General features: G+C 45.4%; 16 protein-coding genes. 5 read left to right on the top strand and 11 right to left on the bottom strand.

Annotated elements, in window-relative coordinates; genetic code table 11:
* Positions 1-81: 81 nt before the first annotated feature.
* Both melA and melB read left to right on the top strand, forming a co-directional pair.
* Entirely contained in the window at positions 82-1,437 is a 1,356-nt protein-coding gene (melA, locus tag HEN21_RS13375) for an alpha-galactosidase (RefSeq protein ID WP_176252233.1), read from the top strand.
* A 102-nt stretch (positions 1,438-1,539) separates the two neighbouring features.
* Positions 1,540-2,961 carry a melibiose:sodium transporter MelB gene (gene melB / locus HEN21_RS13370; protein WP_176252234.1) on the top strand — a complete coding sequence of 474 codons (1,422 nt, stop codon included), beginning with the start codon at positions 1,540-1,542 and terminating at the stop codon, positions 2,959-2,961.
* Positions 2,962-3,099: 138 nt separating this feature from the next.
* Here the strand turns inward: melB and HEN21_RS13365 are convergent, their stop codons facing one another.
* The 5 genes from HEN21_RS13365 to HEN21_RS13345 all read right to left on the bottom strand — a co-directional run bounded on the left by HEN21_RS13365 (position 3,100) and on the right by HEN21_RS13345 (position 9,834).
* Entirely contained in the window at positions 3,100-3,729 is a 630-nt protein-coding gene (locus HEN21_RS13365) for a DUF2238 domain-containing protein (protein WP_176252235.1), read from the bottom strand.
* Between the two features lie 122 nt (positions 3,730-3,851).
* A complete protein-coding gene (fumB, locus tag HEN21_RS13360; RefSeq protein ID WP_000066142.1) occupies positions 3,852-5,498 on the bottom strand; it encodes a class I fumarate hydratase in 1,647 nt (548 codons plus the stop codon).
* 77 nt (positions 5,499-5,575) lie between these two features.
* Entirely contained in the window at positions 5,576-6,916 is a 1,341-nt protein-coding gene (gene dcuB, locus HEN21_RS13355; protein ID WP_176252236.1) for an anaerobic C4-dicarboxylate transporter DcuB, read from the bottom strand.
* A 570-nt stretch (positions 6,917-7,486) separates the two neighbouring features.
* A complete protein-coding gene (gene dcuR, locus HEN21_RS13350; RefSeq protein WP_021551520.1) occupies positions 7,487-8,206 on the bottom strand; it encodes a two-component system response regulator DcuR in 720 nt (239 codons plus the stop codon).
* Complete coding sequence (locus tag HEN21_RS13345) at positions 8,203-9,834, bottom strand: sensor histidine kinase (protein ID WP_176252237.1); 1,632 nt, start codon at positions 9,832-9,834, stop codon at positions 8,203-8,205. The genes dcuR and HEN21_RS13345 overlap by 4 nt, the downstream gene beginning before the upstream one ends.
* A 178-nt stretch (positions 9,835-10,012) precedes the next feature.
* On the opposite strand from HEN21_RS13345, the gene yjdI reads away from it, so the two are divergent.
* Together yjdI and HEN21_RS13335 are read left to right on the top strand one after the other, a co-directional pair.
* A complete protein-coding gene (gene yjdI, locus HEN21_RS13340) occupies positions 10,013-10,243 on the top strand; it encodes a 4Fe-4S mono-cluster protein YjdI (protein ID WP_016159911.1) in 231 nt (76 codons plus the stop codon).
* Between the two features lie 11 nt (positions 10,244-10,254).
* On the top strand, positions 10,255-10,527 hold the full coding sequence (locus HEN21_RS13335; RefSeq protein WP_000405640.1) for a GNAT family N-acetyltransferase: 273 nt from the start codon (positions 10,255-10,257) through the stop codon (positions 10,525-10,527).
* 228 nt (positions 10,528-10,755) lie between these two features.
* Here HEN21_RS13335 and HEN21_RS13330 read toward each other — a convergent pair whose 3' ends face one another.
* The 6 genes from HEN21_RS13330 to HEN21_RS13305 form a co-directional block, all read right to left on the bottom strand.
* Positions 10,756-11,274, bottom strand: coding sequence for a fimbrial protein (locus tag HEN21_RS13330; RefSeq protein WP_176252238.1), 519 nt, complete (start codon positions 11,272-11,274; stop codon positions 10,756-10,758).
* Positions 11,267-11,707 (bottom strand): fimbrial protein, encoded by a 441-nt coding sequence (locus tag HEN21_RS13325; RefSeq protein ID WP_105286321.1) that lies wholly within the window; start codon positions 11,705-11,707, stop codon positions 11,267-11,269. Before HEN21_RS13325 ends, HEN21_RS13330 begins: the two co-directional genes overlap by 8 nt.
* A gap of 94 nt (positions 11,708-11,801) precedes the next feature.
* The gene (locus tag HEN21_RS13320; protein WP_176252239.1) at positions 11,802-12,797 is read right to left on the bottom strand and encodes a fimbrial protein; all 996 of its coding nucleotides are present in this window, start codon (positions 12,795-12,797) and stop codon (positions 11,802-11,804) included.
* 19 nt (positions 12,798-12,816) lie between these two features.
* Entirely contained in the window at positions 12,817-13,518 is a 702-nt protein-coding gene (locus HEN21_RS13315; RefSeq protein ID WP_176252240.1) for a fimbrial chaperone, read from the bottom strand.
* A complete protein-coding gene (gene pefC / locus HEN21_RS13310) occupies positions 13,511-15,868 on the bottom strand; it encodes a PefC/AfrB family outer membrane usher protein (protein WP_176252241.1) in 2,358 nt (785 codons plus the stop codon). Before pefC ends, HEN21_RS13315 begins: the two co-directional genes overlap by 8 nt.
* A 68-nt stretch (positions 15,869-15,936) precedes the next feature.
* Positions 15,937-16,470 (bottom strand): fimbrial protein, encoded by a 534-nt coding sequence (locus HEN21_RS13305; protein WP_105290481.1) that lies wholly within the window; start codon positions 16,468-16,470, stop codon positions 15,937-15,939.
* 355 nt (positions 16,471-16,825) lie between these two features.
* Here HEN21_RS13305 and HEN21_RS13300 point away from each other — a divergent pair, with 355 nt between their 5' ends.
* Positions 16,826-20,662 (top strand): S6 family peptidase, encoded by a 3,837-nt coding sequence (locus HEN21_RS13300; protein ID WP_176252146.1) that lies wholly within the window; start codon positions 16,826-16,828, stop codon positions 20,660-20,662.
* Positions 20,663-21,352 lie beyond the last annotated feature (690 nt).

Here is a 21,352-nt window from a genome sequence, read left to right as displayed (position 1 = left end):
GAATGCTCAATCGGGAAGCCGGAGGCTTTCTGCGAAATCGCCTGTCATGATGAAATCATTCAAGCAAGCCTGGAGACCTGAATGATGTCTGCACCCAAAATTACTTTTATCGGCGCTGGTTCGACAATTTTCGTAAAAAATATTCTTGGTGATGTGTTTCATCGCGAGGCGCTGAAAACGGCGCATATTGCTCTGATGGACATTGATCCAACTCGCCTGGAAGAGTCGCACATTGTGGTGCGTAAGCTGATGGATTCAGCAGGAGCCAGCGGCAAAATCACCTGCCACACGCAACAGAAAGAAGCCTTACAGGATGCCGATTTTGTCGTGGTGGCATTTCAGATTGGTGGTTATGAACCTTGCACGGTGACTGATTTCGAGGTCTGTAAGCGCCATGGTCTGGAACAAACTATTGCCGATACGTTGGGGCCGGGCGGCATTATGCGCGCGCTGCGTACCATTCCGCACCTGTGGCAAATTTGCGAAGACATGACAGAAGTCTGCCCCGATGCCACCATGCTCAACTACGTTAACCCGATGGCGATGAATACCTGGGCGATGTATGCCCGCTATCCGCATATCAAACAGGTAGGGCTGTGCCATTCGGTGCAAGGAACGGCGGAAGAGCTGGCGCGTGACCTCAATATTGACCCCGCTACGCTGCGTTATCGTTGTGCGGGTATCAACCATATGGCGTTTTACCTGGAACTGGAGCGCAAAACCGCCGACGGCAGTTACGTGAATCTCTACCCGGAACTGCTGGCAGCGTATGACGCAGGTCAGGCACCGAAGCCGAATATTCATGGTAATCCTCGCTGCCAGAATATTGTGCGCTACGAAATGTTCAAAAAGCTAGGCTACTTCGTTACGGAATCGTCAGAACATTTTGCTGAGTACACACCGTGGTTTATTAAGCTAGGTCGTGAGGATTTGATTGAGCGTTATAAAGTACCGCTGGATGAGTACCCGAAACGCTGCGTCGAGCAGCTGGCGAACTGGCATAAAGAGCTGGAGGAGTATAAAAACGCCTCCCTGATTGATATTAAACCATCACGGGAATATGCCAGCACAATCATGAACGCTATCTGGACTGGCGAGCCGAGTGTGATTTATGGCAACGTCCGTAACGATGGTTTGATTGATAACCTGCCACAAGGATGTTGCGTGGAAGTAGCCTGTCTGGTTGATGCTAATGGCATTCAGCCGACCAAAGTCGGTACGCTACCTTCGCATCTGGCCGCCCTGATGCAAACCAACATCAACGTACAGACGCTGCTGACCGAAGCTATTCTTACGGAAAATCGTGACCGTGTTTACCACGCCGCGATGATGGACCCGCATACTGCCGCCGTGCTGGGCATTGACGAAATATATGCTCTTGTTGACGACCTGATTGCCGCCCACGGCGACTGGCTGCCAGGCTGGTTGCACCGTTAAAACGCGACTAAACGCTACTGCGCCGGGGGATTTATTCCGGCGCACACCTCTGACGATACCAATAACAGAAGGCGGGCGTTGGTAACAGCGACCCGATACCCTATGAGCATTTCAATGACTACAAAACTCAGTTATGGATTTGGAGCGTTCGGGAAGGATTTTGCGATCGGCATTGTGTATATGTACCTCATGTATTACTACACCGATGTCGTCGGGCTGTCTGTGGGTTTGGTCGGTACTTTGTTTCTGGTGGCGAGGATCTGGGATGCTATTAACGATCCGATTATGGGATGGATTGTAAATGCTACGCGATCGCGATGGGGTAAGTTCAAACCCTGGATCCTGATCGGTACGTTGGCAAACTCTGTAATCTTATTTCTCCTCTTTAGTGCGCATCTGTTTGAAGGTACTACTCAGATTGTCTTTGTTTGCGTGACCTACATCCTCTGGGGCATGACTTACACCATTATGGATATTCCCTTCTGGTCGCTGGTTCCAACCATAACGCTCGATAAACGTGAGCGCGAACAACTGGTTCCTTATCCGCGTTTTTTTGCCAGTCTGGCAGGCTTTGTTACGGCTGGTGTGACGCTACCATTTGTTAATTATGTCGGCGGTGCCGATCGGGGATTTGGCTTTCAGATGTTCACTCTGGTACTGATCGCCTTTTTTATTGTTTCAACCATCATCACTCTGCGCAATGTGCATGAAGTCTTTTCGTCAGACAATCAACCGTCTGCTGAAGGAAGCCATCTGACACTTAAAGCCATCGTTGCGCTAATTTATAAAAACGATCAGCTTTCATGCCTCTTGGGTATGGCTCTTGCTTATAATGTAGCCAGCAATATTATTACCGGCTTTGCTATCTATTATTTCTCATATGTTATCGGTGATGCGGATTTGTTCCCCTATTATCTGTCGTATGCGGGAGCTGCTAACCTGGTGACGTTAGTATTCTTCCCACGCTTAGTTAAATCATTATCCCGACGCATTTTATGGGCCGGAGCATCTATTCTTCCGGTGTTAAGCTGTGGTGTTCTCCTGTTAATGGCATTAATGAGCTATCACAACGTCGTCCTCATTGTGATTGCGGGTATTTTGCTGAATGTGGGAACGGCGCTTTTCTGGGTATTACAGGTCATCATGGTGGCAGATACCGTTGATTACGGTGAATATAAACTGCACGTACGCTGTGAAAGCATCGCTTACTCCGTGCAGACTATGGTGGTGAAGGGCGGTTCAGCCTTTGCGGCTTTTTTCATTGCGGTTGTGTTAGGGATGATTGGCTATGTACCGAATGTTGAACAGTCTACGCAAGCCCTATTAGGTATGCAGTTTATTATGATTGCTCTACCGACTCTGTTTTTCATGGTAACGCTGATTCTCTACTTTCGTTTCTATCGCCTCAATGGCGACACGCTGCGCAGGATCCAGATCCATCTGCTGGATAAATATCGCAAAGTACCGCCCGAACCTGTTCATGCTGATATTCCGGTCGGTGCAGTGAGTGATGTGAAAGCCTGACGTGGACAATAGCTAACGAAAATGGCCTGATGTGTTATGTTTATCAGGCCACGTCTTAATACAATGCTTTGGATTTGCAAATTTTGTAGACCGAATAAGGAATTCACGCCGCATCCGGCATCAACAAAGCGCACGTTGTTATCCGGTTATCAAGCCAAAGCGCCGTAGCTGGCGGCAATGAAAGCGAGCGAGGAATATCACCGTCGTTAATGCGCCAAGCAGCGCGCAGAACATATCGGATTGCGTGTCCCACTGGTCGCCCTGGGTGCCGAGAAAATCATCCGCTCCCTGGCCCATTGCCAGCGCCGCCCACCACTCGATTAATTCATACATCGCGCTTATCGCCAGCGCCACGCAGCAGACCAGAAACGCCACCATCTTACGTCCGCGAACGTACATCCCGCGTACAAGAATCTCTCGTGCCACCAGTGCAGGCACCAGCCCCTGGAAAAAATGCCCCAGCTTGTCATACGGATTACGGCTCAACCCCAGCCATTCCTGCACCTCAAAACCAACGGGGACTTTCGCGTAGGTGTATTGTCCGCCGACCATCAGGATGATGGCGTGAAAGAAAATCAGTGCATAGAGCAGCGGTGTTAACGGATAACGTCTGGCGGTGGTAAGCAGCAACGGTACGACAATAATTACCGGCGTCACTTCCATCAACCAGGTGAGTTTGTCATGAGCCGAAATTCCGGTGTAAATCAGGATTAACGTCAGCGCCAGTGCGCCAGTGTTAAGAATTAACGGCTTGAGTGTGCGGGTCATGGTGAGTTCGCAAGTCAGGGAAAATACTGACTATTCACCAGCAAGCATGAAATTACAATCGCAAAAGAGGTGGCCCAGGGGGATCACCTGGCAGTATGCCGCCAGGCGCTGGGCCAAAGAAGTTACTTAGTGCAGTTCGCGCACTGTTTGTTGACGATTTGCTGGAAGAAGTCGTTGCCTTTGTCATCGACCAGGATAAACGCCGGGAAATCTTCTACTTCGATTTTCCAGATAGCTTCCATACCCAGTTCCGGATAAGCGACACATTCCAGATGCTTAATGCTCTGCTGTGCCAGCACTGCCGCCGGGCCGCCAATGCTGCCGAGGTAGAAGCCGCCGTGTTTATGACACGCGTCGGTGACTTGCTGACTGCGGTTACCTTTCGCCAGCATGATCATGCTGCCGCCGTGGGATTGCAGCAGATCTACGTAAGAGTCCATACGGCCTGCGGTGGTTGGGCCTAAAGAACCCGATGGATAACCGGCTGGCGTTTTTGCCGGACCTGCGTAGTAGATCGGATGATCTTTGATGTACTGCGGCAGCTCTTTACCAGCGTCGATCAATTCTTTCAGCTTGGCGTGCGCAATATCACGACCAACGATAATGGTGCCGGTGAGTGACAAGCGGGTGGATACCGGATACTGCGAAAGCTGGGCGAGGATCTCTTTCATCGGACGGTTGAGATCGACTTTCACCGCTTCGCCTTCACCCGCCTGACGCAGCTCTTCAGGAATATACTGACCTGGGTTGTGTTCCAGTTTTTCTATCCAGATACCTTCGCGGTTAATTTTCGCTTTAATGTTGCGGTCAGCGGAGCAGGAGACGCCCATACCCACCGGGCAGGATGCGCCGTGACGCGGCAGGCGGATTACGCGGATGTCGTGAGCGAAGTATTTACCGCCAAACTGCGCGCCGAGGCCGAGCTTCTGAGCCTCTTCCAGCAGTTCTTGTTCTAACTGAACATCGCGGAACGCCTGACCGTGTTCGTTCCCTTCAGTCGGCAGCTCATCGTAATAGTGAGCACTTGCCAACTTGACGGTTTTCAGGTTGGTTTCCGCAGACGTGCCGCCAATCACAAACGCGATATGGTACGGCGGGCAGGCTGCGGTGCCGAGGGTACGCATTTTCTCAACGAGGAAGTTTTTCAGTTTACCCGGAGTCAGCAGGGCTTTGGTTTCCTGATAGAGATACGTTTTGTTGGCAGAACCGCCGCCTTTGGCAACGCAGAGGAATTTGTACTCGTCGCCATCTACTGCGTACAGATCGATTTGCGCAGGCAGGTTAGTGCCGGTGTTGACCTCTTTGTACATGTCCAGCGGTGCGTTTTGTGAATAGCGCAGGTTATCTTCGATATAAGTGTTATAGACACCTTTTGACAAGGCTTCTTCATCACCGCCGCCGGTCCACACTCGCTGACCTTTTTTACCGACGATGATGGCGGTGCCGGTATCCTGGCAGGTCGGCAATACACCTTTGGCGGCGATTTCGGAGTTTCTCAAGAATTGCAGCGCCACATACTTATCGTTTTCGCTGGCTTCAGGGTCATGAAGAATAGAAGCAACCTGTTGCTGGTGTGCCGGGCGGAGCATGAAAGAAGCGTCATGGAAGGCTTGCTGCGCCAGCAAGGTCAGGGCTTCAGGTTCCACTTTCAGGATGGTTTCGCCGTTAAATTCGGCAACACTAACGTAATCGGATGTGAGCAGATAGTACTCGGTATTGTCTTTCCCCATCGGGAAAGGCGCCTGATAAATAAACTCTTTATTTGACATAGCTTCCAGCCTGTAACTCTGTATTTGTTATACGAAAATGGCGTGCCGCACAGCGACGGGCAGCACGCAGAGTGCAATTACAAGAACCCGTACATCGCAGCGAAGATCCAGCCGAAGACGCACGATACGCTCACACCAATCAACCCTGGCAAAATAAAGCTGTGGTTGATGACGAAGCGGCCGATGTGGGTGGTTCCGGAACGGTCAAACTGAATCGCTGCCAGATCGCTCGGATAGGTCGGCAGGATGTAATAACCATAGCAAGCCGGTGCTGAAGCCACGATGTATGCCGGGTCAACGCCAATCGCCAGTGCAACCGGAACAATTGCTGCCAGTGCAGCGGCCTGGGAGTTAACAAACTTGGAGACCAGCAATAGAACAATGGCATAAGCCCACGGATACTCTTTCACCATTTCGCCCAGTACGCCCTGAATTTGAGACATATGCGCACCGAACATGGTTTCCGCCATCCACGCGATACCGTATACCGCCACGATGGCAATCATACCGGAACGGAAGACTTCATTTTTTGAGATGGACGCGGGATTGGTTTTGGTCAGGATAATAATCAGCGCCCCGGTCAACAGCATAAACATCTGGATAACCAGTACCATCGACAGCGGTTTGCCGCCAAAAGACGGACGCAGGTCAGAATCAGCACCAAGAAGTGCGACCACCGCGATTGCCCCGAGGAAGATCCACATTGCCAGCCAGTTGCTTTTCGGCAGTTTTTTATCCAGCAGCGTGGCAGTGTCACCGTAAACGTACTCACGGTTTTCTGGTACGGAGATGAATTTCTGGAACTCTTCGTCTTTGTCCAGATCTTTACCACGGAACCAACTGAAAATACCGATCGCCAGGATACCTAACAAGGTAGAGGGGATGGTAATCGCAAGCAGGTCGAGGAACTCAAGGTGACGACCATCAAAGGTTACGTTCCCCAGCATTGCGACCAGCGATACAACGGCAACCGACACCGGACTGGCGATAATCCCCATCTGCGCGCCGATAGAGCTCGCCGCCATTGGGCGTTCCGGACGGATGTTGTTCTTAATCGCAACGTCGTAGATGATCGGCAGGATGGTGTAAACCACGTGACCCGTACCGCAAAGAATGGTCAGCGTACAGGTGACAAATGGTGCGACGATGGAAACATATTTCGGATTGCGACGCAGCAGTTTTTCGGCAATTTGCAGCATAACATCCAGGCCGCCAGAGGCTTGCAGGGTCGCCGATGCCGCCACCACCGCAATGATAACCAGCATGACATCAACCGGTGGTTTACCCGGCTGAAGATGGAAGACGAATACCAGAATGACCAGGCCGATACCGCCTAATAAACCCAGCGCGATACCGCCCTTTCGGGCACCATAAAACAGACATATCAGTATTATGATAAGTTGGATGGTAAATAACATGTGTAAACCCTCGCGATAATCCCATTTAAATTCTTGCCAAATAGATCACAGCCACATTCTGTTTTGGATGAACTGTTATCAGAGACTGACTAAATATCTGTTTGGTCGTTACTGGCTTGAGTAAATACTTCACAGTGAATATTGGCTGATTCAGACAGCGGTAAATTTATGCACTGTGATAAGTGACTTTTTCAGAGGAAAATACTCTCTGGCGATGGGGTTATAGTTTGTGTTTCGCAGATGTTAAAGATCTGTTTTGCTCTATCTTGTTGATATTTATTGGTATAATTTTTGTTCTACAGACAGATATCATCAAGTTTATAGATTATTCTGATCTACCTATTTGTGGGTAAAAATACACATAATACGGGTGACATAATAGTTAATTAACTTTTGTTAGCGTTTTGAAATTAAAAACTCTATTTATCCGAATTGATATTAATTCGCAGGGGATGAAGAGGGATAATTATATTTGATCTGGCACAAGTTTTACTGATGGCTGATGTAACTTGTGCCAGTGCTGGTTTGCATTACTGCAATAATTGTTACTTCCAGATAACTAATAACGCGTTATTGGCAATATTGCTTCAGTAATGAGTAATGCTCTGCCTGAATACGGTAGCGATAAACCGGACGACCGGTGACGCCATAATGGATACTGGTAACTAAGATGTGACAATTTACTAGCCAGATCAGATATTTGCGGCAGGAAACGCGAGAGATGTTAACCTCGTTGGCCAGCTCGTCGGTTGAAAATTCATAGTCCTGGTGAGCGTCAATCCACTGGCACAGCGTGCGTAAAGTCTGCGGCGTTAAGCCTTTCGGCAGTCGGCGGGTATCCTGTTCGTTAGATGAGTTGCCATGAATTAGCTGATCCAGTTCGGTCTGGTCATAGTATTGATGTTTCTCTAGCGCCATTTTCTTTTGTCGCCAGCCGATGAGTGCCTCTTCAAAACGTGATGCCTGGAACGGTTTGATGAGATAATCAACGACGCCATAATGCAGAGAATCCTTAATGGTTGCGGCATCAGCAGCCGAGGAGATGACAATCACATCGCTTTTGCATCGAGCGTTGTGCAGGACAGGCAGTAAATCGAGCCCGTTTTCTTTTTGCATATAGATATCGAGCAAGATCAGGTCGATAGGTGTTTCGTTGTTGAAGATAATCTCTTTGGCTTTCTCCAGTGTCGAGGCTGTTCCGCAGCATTGAAAACCAGGGATCTGCGCCACGTATCGGCGATTCAACTCCGCCACCATTGCGTCGTCATCGATAATTAATACATTGATCATTTGCTCGACCTCTCCCCATCCCAGGGTAACTGGACAAAAAATTGTGTGAAAATCCCGGGTTCCGATTCCACGGCAATGCTGCCGCCGAGATTTTCAACCTGTTGTTTGACAAGTGCCAGACCGACGCCTCGTTCACTTCCTTTTGTCGAGACACCTTTTTCAAAAATGTGATCGATTTTGTCGGGGGAAATTCCCGGACCATCATCGTTAATTTCACAGTGCAGCCAGCCGTGACGGTAGTGCAACGTAACGCTGATTTCACCACCGGGTTCTTGCCCTAATGCCTCCAGCGCGTTTTCTATCAGATTTCCCAGTGCGGTAATTAACGTTGCGACTTGATCTTCACTACCGCTGTCTGGCAACTGGCTCTCACTATTTAATACCAGCGTATGGCCTAAATCGGTCGCGCGGTTAATCTTGCTGATTAAAAAACCAGCGATAACCGGAGATTTGATTTTACCCAGCAAAGAGCCAATCTCTTCCTGATAGTTGTTGGCTGTTTTTAGAATGTAATCTTCCAACTGCTTATAACTCTTCAGATGTAATAATCCGAGAATCACGTGTAATTTGTTCATAAATTCGTGGGAGCGTTCACGAAGTGCGTCGGCATAGTTGACCAGCCCATCCAACCGTTGCATTAGCTTACGAACTTCCGTTTTGTCCCTGAAGGTAGAGATGGCTCCGATGATAACGCCATTGCTGCGTACGGGTACGGTGTTGATGAGTAATAGCCGATCTTTGACGGTAACCTCTTCATCTCGTCGCGGCGTGCCGTCACGTAATACTTCCGAGACATCCACCACCTGCGACCATGCCTGACTCAGTGTCGATAGCTTTTCGTCATCCTGGGATTTGTGATAATTAAGCAGTTCTTGCGCAGCATCATTGATGAGTGTGACCTCGCCGCGCGCGTCTACGGCAACGACACCTTCCTTGATTGATTGCAGCATTGCCTGGCGTTGCTCAAACAGAGTTGAGATTTCGTAAGGCTCCAGGCCGAACAGGATGCGCTTAAGTACTTTGACTAAAATCCATGTACCCAGCCCGCCAACCAGCACACCGAATAAAATTGACCAGATAATGCTCCAGCGACTGTCATTGATCTGCTGCGTTACGCGGCTTAGCTCCAGACCAATCGCCACCACGCCGATCTGCTTATGATTTTCGTCGTAGATAGGGGTAAATACGCGTAAAGCCTGTGCCAGAAAACCGCGATTAATCGCGACATTTTCCTCGCCGTTGAGCGCCTTCAGGATGTCGTCCCCTTTAAAGAGCTGACCAATGCGTTGGGTTTCAGGGTGCGAGTAGCGAAGGCTTTGCATATTGGTAACGACAATAAACAGCAGATCGTTGCGTTTGCGTACAGCTTCGGCGATGTCCTGGATACCGCTCTCCTGCGGTTTTTTCTGCAAGCCCTGACGAATTTCTGGCGAGTCGGCAAGGGTACGCGCCACGGCCAGCGCCTTGTTAGCCAGCCCGTCACGCGTCATATCGCTGATTTGCGAGAAGTAAACCAGATGCACTACCAGCAGCACCGAGAACAGCACTGCGCTGACCATTAAGATCACCGTGGTACTGAGTTTCATCGGACGTTTGCGTAACATGCGGTAGGGCAGTGAATGTCTCATCAGCTTCCTTGTATGACAAATTTCCTAAGCATTATCTCTGATGCTGCGGGTAATTCAAAGGGAGTAAGGGGATTGGCCATTCGGGGAAGCTGATTTGGTAACTGAAACTTCCAGTGTCGTCTGGCGATTCGGGAGCTATGCTTATAGCGAAAACCATACTTATGAGGGAGGGAAGGTCATGGATCAGGAACTACTGGACGTTGGTTATCGCTGCTATACCGGCGAAAAGGTCGATGTCTATTTCAACACCGCAATATGTCAGCATTCCGGTAATTGTGTGCGCGGTAATAGCAAACTGTTTAATCTCAAACGTAAGCCGTGGATCATGCCGGATGAAGTAGACGTCGCTACCGTCGTGAATGTTATTGATACGTGCCCCAGCGGCGCACTGAAATACCGTCTTAAATAAGCGAGGGGAAAATGGAAATACGTGAGGGTCATAATAAATTTTACATCAATGATGCCCAGGGAAATCAAATAGCTGAAATTGTCTTTGTGCCGACCGGAGAGAATTTAGCGATTATCGAACATACCGATGTTGATGAAAGCCTGAAAGGGCAGGGGATTGGTAAACAACTGGTAGCGAAAGTCGTGGAAAAAATGCGCCAGGAAAAACGGAAAATTATCCCACTGTGCCCGTTTGCGAAACACGAATTTGATAAAACGCGTGAGTATGATGATATTCGCAGTTGATGGGGCGAAGGCAGGAAGGACGTATTCCCAAAAGCAAAAACCCGCCTTGTAGGCGGGTTCTCAGGAATTAGTGGTGCCCGGACTCGGAGTCGAAGATTTCTTCTATCATGATGATCATAGGGGATAATCTGGTACTGATTGGTTGAGTACCTCAGTGGTAACCGCAATTATTAACGGTGTGTTTGATTAACCTGGTTAAAAGCCGGGGGAGCGTTCCCCGGCACCCTCTCAATAATAGGTAAATGTAACCGGCAAACTGGCGGTGTAACTTCCGGCAGGAATCGTCCCTGTACGCGGTGAAACTCTGACCAGTAAGCTTCCGTCAAACTGTTTTGGACTCACAAGAAAAGGGGCTTTACTCAACTCAACCGGTGAGCCAAATGTAACGGCTCCCCCGCCTTTTTTCCATGACAGCGTAAGATCTACCATATTGTTGGAGGTCGTGATTTTAGAGTTATTGCCTCCAGTAAACGTCACTTCAAATTTGGTAATATTACTTAAGCAATTTATTAAAATTGGGACTTCAACATTATTGTCACCTAATAAAGCGCCTGATGTCGTTATAAGGGGAAGCTGAACATTTTCAGGCAGACCAGTTCCATTATTGATCTGACATTGTGGATTGGTCACGGTCATGTTGATGGGTAAGCTAACGTTTGCTTTTTGCGCAGCATAACCCGCCAACGGTGTGGATGCGCTTAAGAGTCCCATAAGCAAGGGAAAAAGGAGACAACGCTTGTCAATCATAGGTCACCTCGACCGTCAAACTGGTATTAACATTCCCTGCCTGGAGCGTTTCACCGGGAATTTGTTTGGGTAAAAGCTGAAACTGGCCAAGCGTTTCACTATTTTTACTTAATGCCGTCGATGCAGGTGCAAAAGGCTTATTCAATTCAAGCGGCGCAAAATCCGTACCGGTTGCATTTTTCCATGACAACGCAAGCCCAACGCCAGATAAACCCGTTTTCATCAGACTGGTGCTGCTCGCAGCAACGCCAGCGGCTGGCGAAAATTTTATGGAGATCCCCGTTGCAGGCCAACTGCAGGAAATATTCAAATCGACGGTCTGAGCCGTTGTTGCGCTATTTTCAAACTGACTAAAGCTGACCTGTTGAAAGTTAAGGTTTGCGGGAGAGAGTGACAATGCACATGTGTTTACGGCTAACTCGGCGTTTATCATCGCTCTCCTCTGTACTGATTTCGACGCAGAGGCGTTGTGAAATGAAAAAAGTATTAAAAAAAATATTAGCCATCTATGCATAACGTCATCCAGCCTATCTGTATATTAGCGAAACATTCAGGTACGTTGAAACCTTCCCGACAGGAAGTGGGGTTGAAGGCTTAACGTTAATTCTGAATGTCGCAGTAGCATCAAGATCATATTTGTATGGCTCAAATATTTTATAATTCGTATTTAGAGGGATGGTCTGTAAATTCCCATACTGTCTGGTTATTTGGAAGTTTAATTTTCGTCCATTACTATCACTGGCACTAAACAACCCATTTGCTGCGTCAACCACGTTCTCCGGGTCAAAGCGAACATATAACCCATTAATAAGAGCTTTATTTTTACAAGAATAAGAAACCATAATTTCTTTATATATACTGCTATTAACATCATTTGGGGTTAATTTACCAAAATCAATATTTTCAGGATACAAAGACATCGAGCAGGTGCCAATGTCATTAAAAATAAAAGTCATCATTGCCCCCAATATTGAACTGACATTTATTGCGGGACTGTTAACTAGTGTATTGCCTGCAGAAAGTATCGGTATATTAACAGTATACTCACCGGTTTGTGTGTTTTGTATCCAGTATTGATCATTTACCACAAGCCTGGCTTTTCCCAAAGAAGTACCTGCAGGCCAGTGGGCTTTTCCATCCCAGTCGACATCTCTAATGTTGTTAGAGGCAATGAACCCACTACTGCACGTCATACCCTCCAGTTGCCATTCAATGTTTGGATAGGGCGTCGTTATGGTGGTGGGGGTTTTACAGCTTCCTCCACCAGTCATTTTTAAGGTCATTTTACTCTTCTTGACTGCATTTTCTATATAATCCGGTTCACAATCAATGCCATTACTTAGAGTTAGATTCATAAGTAACAATGGGGCATTATCCGCCGACGTGTAGCCATTCATAAAATAGCGAGAATCATTGGGATCAATTTGAAAAGCTATTCCTCCTCCGCTACAGTCTGCCGCTATGGCGGGTATGGAACTGAGTGATAAAATAGCAATGAAAAGAGCAAGTATGAATTTATACATAGCAAACACCTAATGCGCCTCAGGATTTAGTTAGTTTATACTCTTTATCAACGCCATAATCATCGAATGCCACAATACTCAGGCTGTTACTGGTGACTGACTTACCCAGCGATACTTTTTCACCCGGAGCAAACACAGATAGTTTATCTTTAATATCCTCGCTAACTTTTATGGGTGCTCCATTTTGTTTAACACTGATTATCGCAAAGTAGTAGGGGGTGTCGTTCCAGAGAACGGTGTTCCCTTCACTGCTTATCGCTTTAATATTCTGCTCAGCGTTTTCCCTTTTCTCTTTCAATGCGTCAGGACGATAAAACATTTTGACCTGAGTATGCAGCGCAATCGATAAGGAATTTTCGCCTTCTTTTGGTGCTTTTGGGATCTCCTGAACATTGATCCAAAATAGCGATTCTTTGTCCTTTGGTAATGCATCATTAATTTTCAGGATACGCAGAATTTGTTTATGCTGCTCAGCCACTTTAAAAAAAGTGGGGCTGGGCACAAAATAGACGTTTTTATCGTTCTGATCCTGATTTTCAATCCATATTTGCCCGCCATATTCCTGAGTAGACTGGTTATCAACCTGTACAGAGATATTCTCTCTTTTTTCATCAAAAACATAACGTGTGCTGTTAAGGACGAAAGCCGCATGAGTTGATGCCGTAAATAAACACAGTGATGCGAACGTGAATAATTTCTGTAGTGTATTTTTCTTAGCCACACTTAATCTCCTGTACTTTACCCATATCTTTCTTCAGCGATCGAGAGTCGAATTTGCAATCACCGACAGAAATTATCCCTTCATCTTTTTCTTCCAGATTCATTAACAGAATGCCGCCGTTGTTGACGTAGCCGATTTCCTGATTTTCCGCGTTTTTAGCAATACTCCCCATTGGAATAACGAAACCATTACCGCTGATGACTTTAACAATATAGGTGTTGATTTTTCTGTATTTCACCTTTTTATAGATAATCGCGTTTTCTGTTGGCGTTACATTGATTGCGTTTTCGGTTAATTCAACGCTCTGAGGTAAGTTGTCCGCATTGACCGTGATGGTGTTATTGTTATACGCTGTTAAAGGTATCACTGCGCGTCCTTTTTTATCGCCAGGCATGGAACCATTGAATATGACGCCAGGAACATCTTCCATTTGTACAACTGCAATTTCATCATTTTTAACAGGCGTAAAAAGAATACCTGCATCAGGCAGTCCGATAATACTTCCGCCAACCTGGAATGACGAACTCGACGTGCTCCCCATTTGCGAATAGCTTGCTGAAGTTTGTACGCTATCAAACAGATAAGAAGCAGAAACTGCGCTTCCTGTGGTGTTACGCGACTGGTTGATGGACGCATTATAGCTCAAGCGAGAATTGATATTTCCAGAAACGCCAGTATTGAAGTTAGTACCGTTACGGCGATCATAGTTTATACCTGAGAAGCTATAGTGCGATTTATCAAACACACTAAAGGGCACGCTAAGGGAAACTCCGGCGTTATAATCGTATTCCATCCCCTGCAGTCGGGAATACCCGGCATTCAGAGAGACCGAGATATTATTAAAGCTCTTGCTAAGATTCAAGTTTGCACCTACTTCACTGGAGGTGTCCCAGTAGTCCTCTTTCCAGGCAGACATATTTAAGAACACATTCATTTCTGGTAATTGATAGGTAATAATCGATTCATACCGCTGTTTAGGCCTGTTGTTTAACAGGCTGTAATAGCGATAGTTGAAATCTGAATAATCAATATAATTCTCTGAGTTAAAACGATAACCGATTAGCTGTAAATTTGCGTTTTCCCCTAAGGCGCGGGCATATTTTACCGATGCGCTAAAACCATTCATGGCTTTACCATTATGATATTTGGCTTGCGACAGATTGCCGCTCATCGCGACTGCGCCAAACCAGCCAAAAGAACGGATAAGCCCCAGACCAACGTTAGTGTAGTTTTTGTCCACCAGCGCAGACGTATTAAGCGTAAAGGGCACAAAACCGTAATCATAGGTCATTTGCGCGAATAAGCTATCCTCATCACGCTTGTCACTGTATTGGTCTACTTTGCTACCTACGGCAATATTGTAATTATAATTACCGGGTTTCAATAAATTCGGCAGAACGGCAACCGGGAATCGCTGTTCTTTGACCGTGCCGTCTTCTTCATAGATCTTTAAAATAATATCGCCAGAATACACACCAGTCAGATCGTTAATCACAAAAGGCCCTGGCGGAACCACGAATGATTTCAGTGTATACCCGCCCTGTTCGACAGTGACACGGGCATGTGTTCTGGCAATACCGTTTATTACCGGGGCATAGGATTGTGAGTTCCAGGGATACATATCCTGATTGGATTTTAACTGTGCGCCATAAAAGGTAAACCCGTTATTCAGAGTATTGTAGGACTGGGTTTTGCCAATCAGAATATCTGATTTTATCGATTTAATTGCGTGTGTTAACAATAGGTTATTGCTCTGAAATTTTTCCCCCTGATACGCGTATCCTCTGCCAAGCAGGACCCATTCGCCAATATTGACTTGGCCTTCAATGTTACCGTATGTTGTCCGGTCCTGGTTGCTTGATTTTGAAGTATTAAGATCATAGGCGAGTTTAAAACCGGTACTACCATAATCCCAGGAGCCGCCTTCTTTTTTTGTATCGATAAAACCCGCCTGAGGCATATCGATTGACAGCTCTTGCAGGGAAGGATCAAAAAATACTCGGCTGTTCTTCTCTTTATCTATGAGATAGCAGTTGCGTGTGGGATTAAGATACGCTTTATAAAATTCTTTATTGATAGTAATGCCTTTTTCCTGCAACCATTCATCAGAAAGACAAATATGCTCTGCATCATCATTACTGATCGCTAAATCTACAGAGGTCGCAGTTTTAGAACCATTAAATAACAGGTCAATAACGTATTTTCCGGGTATGTTTTGCCCGGTTTTTTTCAACACCTCGGGTATCTCTTTACTTCCACCCCGGATAAAACTGTAATTAAAATCGTCGGCAAGAACTTCATTTGACCATAAATGAAAAATGATAGCGATACATAATACTTTTATTTTCATTTTTATTCCTTGCCGACGGATATCTCATTTAAGAAGGGAGTCGAGACTCCCTTTTTTATGCGCAATATTTATTTATATGCGATTACATAGCTTGCAGAGGCTGAGAATGGGCCAGCGGTAAGCGCGCCAGTGGCAGGTTTAGCCAGCCAAGCATTGTAATTGAAGGAGGGGATACCACCTGTAACATTATAATCAAGAGATGTTGCGCCTGTTTTAATTGCAGCTGCTGCTCCAGTTTTGGTTGCATTCATCGCGACCAGTGCCATTGTCGCGTTAGTACCTCCGGTTGCAGCGTTAGATAACCCCGTAGCCATTAGTGTTGGAGAGGACCACGTAATATTGGCCTGAGTCTTGCCAAGGCATGTTTGGTCTGTAGGAACGAGTTTGAAAGCTACTTGTTGCCCAGTTGTTCCAGTATTAGCAAGCGTACCTAAATTAACATTGCTAACCTGCGCGCCAGCACTATCTGTTACATTAATTTCACAAGTTGCAGTAGAAACACTACCAATAAAGGTCACAGTGCCCGTGTTTGGTGCAGCCATAGCACTAGACGCCACACCTAAAACTGCCAGAATTGCCGAACCTAAAATCAGCTTTTTCATTTTATACTCCATAAATAATAGGCTTAATTCTTAAGTCAGCTCATAACCATCTTGATGAGCGATGCAGAATATATTGCACTGTAAGTTCATAATCAAACGCCAAATAATCATCCGTTATTTTTCTATCATATTTTTTTATTTTTGATATACCTACTCATGAAAATTCAACTTATTGTCACCAATCCTTTTATTTTTATTAAATGGTTAAAATACAGAACGGGGGTAATAAATTCTTTATCAGGATATCTCCTCAAGATATAAAAATAAAAGGAAAGCCTTTTTTTATTGACGGCTACCAAAGTTTATTTAAATGTCAATTATTTAAGATTTAAGAAGATAGTTACCTGGAGATAAAGTGAATAAAATATATGCAATAAAAAAGAACAAAAAGGGCGAGGCGGTTGTCGTTTCAGAAGTTAGTGAAGGTATAAGGAAGTGCGTTACTTCACGACTATCGTTGAACATCCTGTTAATGATTGGGTTAGGGTTATTATGTTCTGCTTCATCAAGGGCTTCGGTGACGACAAACTATATTCCTTACCAGACCTATCGTGATTTTGCTGAAAATAAAGGTCTTTTTAAACCTGGCACCGTGAACATATCTTTTTATGATAAACAGGGCAATGTCGTTACAAGCTTAAGTAAAGCACCCATGATTGACTTCAGCTCTAATGACTTGACTGGGGTTGCAACATTGGTTTCGCCACAATATGTCGTCAGCGTTAAGCACAATGTTGGTTATCAATATGTGAAATTTGGCTATGCGGATGATTCCTCCTATACCCTTGTTGACAGAAATAACCACTGGAGAGATTTCCACACTCCCCGTCTCAACAAAATTGTTACTGAGGTTACACCGCTAGATATAACCAATGCGGGCACAGCTAATGGAACCTATCAAAATGCTAACCGTTTCCCTGTGTTCTATCGAGTAGGAGCAGGGACTCAATATGTAAAAGATACCAACGGAAAAATTTCCCATTTAATGGGGGCGTACTCGTATAAAACAGGTGGAATAGTAAATACGCCGTTTATATCTGACTGGAGTTTTGTCACGAATACCACTAATACTCCGCTCTCAACCTACGGTACTCCCGGTGACAGCGGTTCTCCTCTTTTTGCCTGGGATGCAGACCAAAATAAATGGGTTTTGTTAGCCGTTCTCAATTCATATGCAGGGGTCAATGGCAATACTAACTGGTACACAATAATTCCTGCCGGTGACGTAAAAAATACGATGAAACAAGATGCCGATGCACCGGTAAATACAAAACAAGGTGAGGGGGATATTCATTGGTCATATGACGAAAAAACGGGACTTGGTTCGTTAACCCAGGGAAGCTCATCATGGGCAATGCATGGGAATTTGGGCGCAACATGGCCTGCTTCGCTTAATAGCGGTAAAGATCTAACTTTTCAGGGCGGCGGTACTGTAGTGTTAGAAAATACCGTTAATCAGGGGGCTGGCACACTTACTTTTGATGATGATTATATTGTCAAGCCCGTTGATACTCAGACATGGAAAGGTGGCGGAATTATTGTTAATGGTGAGCATCTTGTCGACTGGCAGATTAATGGGGTTACTGGTGATAGTTTGCATAAACTGGGTACGGGGACGTTAAAAATTAGCGGTACTGGTGTAAACCCAGGAAGTTTAAGTGTGGGAGACGGAACCGTAATATTAGCACAGCGTGCTGATGATAACGGACTGAGCCAGGCGTTCAGTTCTGTCAGTATTGTAAGCGGGCGCCCTACTCTGGTGCTAAGCGACGACAAACAAATTAATCCAGATAATATCAAATGGGGCTATCATGGCGGCAAGCTCGACATTAATGGAAACGGTTTGACTTTTCATAAACTTAACGGGGCTGATGATGGAGCCATACTGACTAACAGTGGCTCCATGGCTAATGTTAATCTGGATTTCAACAGCCCAGATACAACAGCCACGATTGCTAATATCTGGCACGGCCATTTCACCGGCAATCTAAATATCAATAATGAGGTTACAGCAGGAACACAGAATGATTTCGTTATTGATGGTGGAGTGGATACTCAGGGGAGTGTAACTCAGCAAAATGGTCGGCTATTTATGCAAGGACATCCGGTTGTTCACGCCGTTAGCAGCCAGGATGTAGCAAATAAATTAAAGGCGTTGGGTGACGATTCAGTACTGACCCAACCAGTGTCATTTACTCAGAATGATTGGGAAAATCGACAGTTCAGTATGGCGGAGCTTAACTTACAAAATGCTGAATTTAATCTTGCAAGAAACGCCAGCCTTAATACGAGAATTAATGCCGATCATTCTATCGTGACATTAGGTAGTGAGGATCTTTACATTGATCTCAATGACGGTAATGGCGTGGCAACCAAACCAACATTGGGTAAGTCAAAGGCAACCGCAGAAGATGATCAGAGTCGTTTCAATGGACATGTACAGTTGAAACAAGGATCGGCACTAACTATTAATGAACATTTTGTCGGTGGTATTGATAGTACAGATAGTGCGACGACGATAACCTCTAAAGATACCACACTTAATCAGCTCAGCCGTTTCACCCAATCTTCTTTGTCATTAGGTGAAGGGGCAAAATTGACCGCTACAGCCGGATTGCTTTCTGACGGGACAGTAAGCAGTAATGCGGGTTCGAGCCTTTCCTTACTATCAGACCAGCCAGGAACGATGTATTCCGCCCAAAGCTGGGAGCTTAGCGGACAAAACACGAGCTTAAATGTTGGCGCGGGTGGGATCATCACTGGAGATATCAATGCCAATGATGCGGCCAGCATTAGCTTTGGCACGACTGATATTAACCAATCCACAAATTACTATGGAAATATCAGCGCGCCGTTGGCAAGTGTAACAATGAAGGACACTGCCTGGCTGGCAAATGAGCAGTCGGTGGTTAAGTCGCTCACTTTGAATGGTTCAACACTGAGTTTTAATCGTCTCGGGCAGGGGGAACTGACGGCAGATACGCTGGAGGCCACTAACAGTTCGTTCATTATTAATGCCGATGGTAAAGCAGCAGATACGGTGACGGTAAACCAGGCGTTGACAGGGGCGAATAACACACTGGTTGTTATTCCTACGACGAATTCAGTAAAACAGGCCGGTTACCCTGTGTCATTGGTTACTGCCCCGAAAAATACACAAAGCGATATATTTACACTTAACCCGGTTTCAATAAACTCGGGGTTCCATAGTTTCACACCACAACTTGATATGTTGGAGACCGACGTTAATAAGCAATGGCGTCTGGAGGGATTTTACATACAGCCTGATAAAGCCGCTTTGCGGACAGGCAAGAGTTTTATGGATCTCGGTTATAAAAACTTTATTACAGAAATTAATAATCTGAATGATCGTATGGGTGACTTACGCCATACCCACGGTGAAACAGGAGCCTGGGCTAGACTTAACAGTGGTTCGGGCTCAGCTACTGATGGGTTTACCGGAAGTCATACGCACTTGCAAATTGGGGCAGACAGGAAACATATAATTGAAGGCGGAGAGTTATTTACTGGCGTAACGGCGACATTTACAAACAGTAATAACCGGGGAAGTGGATGGTCAGGAAGAACCAAATCAACGGGTATTGGTGTGTACGCTTCAGCTATGTTTGACTCTGGACTCTATGTAGATACTATCGGGAAATATGTGCGTCATGACAATCATTACTCATCAAGTGCGTTAGGAATGCCAGAACAAGATTATGGCTCGCACTCCTGGTATTTGGGCGCTGAGGCCGGTTGGCGTTTTTCCTTACCTGACGAAACATATATACAGCCGCAAACAGAGTTGATCTACGGTACTGTATCTGAGAATCAGTTTTCCTGGCAATTCAATGGAGCTGAGATCAATATGCAACGTAAGCGGATGCAACCGTTAATTGGTCGCACAGGCATTGAATTTGGCAAAACATTCAGGGGCAAAGACTGGGAAATTACAGCATTGACTGGGATTAATTATCAGTACGATTTATTTAAGCCTACTGTGACAGCATTCAAGGATCTGGCAGGTGATACATATATTAATAATGGTAAAGATAGCAGAGTGGTATTCAATGTCGGGTTAAATACTAAAATCAAAGAAAACACCAGGATAAGTCTGAATATGGAGCGATCTGAGTTTGGTTCTTACAATATTGATAAGTTAATTAATGCTAATATTCGTTATACATTCTGAGTCGTAGAGTAGATAAAAAAGAAAACCTGAACATATTGTTCAGGTTTTCTTATTGATTGATTACTATAGACAGTCAAATATACTTATCTGCCTGACATTCAGTAGTGTAAAATTTTATCTTATGTTGCTATTTTTTAGAATGGCCTTTTTCTTTACTTTAGCTTATAGTTGAATTCAGTTCAGGTATCTAATGTTTTTATATATGCTATGACCGTTGCTCTAATAATGGTTACAAAAGACATTTATTTAAAAAATGGTATCTTATATTTTGCAAGCCAGGATGAAGGGTATAAATGTTTTGAGTTCAGTGGGCGTGCCTCTGTATATGAGGCCGTTCAGCAATATAGTCATGTTTATATAGTCTGCGATAATAATAATTATTTTTTATACAGTCTTCTTTTTTCTGGGGGGCCTGTTAAGTGCATATGTGCTGATAATGTAACTATACACTATGGAAATCGGTTATCAATTGATTATACATATCCACCAGAACAAATCTTGTGCTCTCTTAATGATATTGAACGAGAGATTCTGTACCTCTACTTTATTAAAAGGAGGAAAATAAAAGAAATTTCAAAGATCACATGTTTAAGTGTAAGTAAGGTCTATTATAGAATAAGAATGATAAAGATTAAGTTTGGTGCTGAGACGACACGGAAGCTCCCAGTTCTGTTTAGATGTTATCTGTAA

This window comes from Escherichia sp. 93.1518 (genome assembly GCF_013368915.2).
In the GTDB taxonomy this organism is placed as follows: Bacteria; Pseudomonadota; Gammaproteobacteria; order Enterobacterales; family Enterobacteriaceae; genus Escherichia; species Escherichia ruysiae.
The sequence above is the reverse complement of the archived record's forward strand: the minus strand, read 5'-3'. Positions and strand labels throughout refer to the sequence as shown.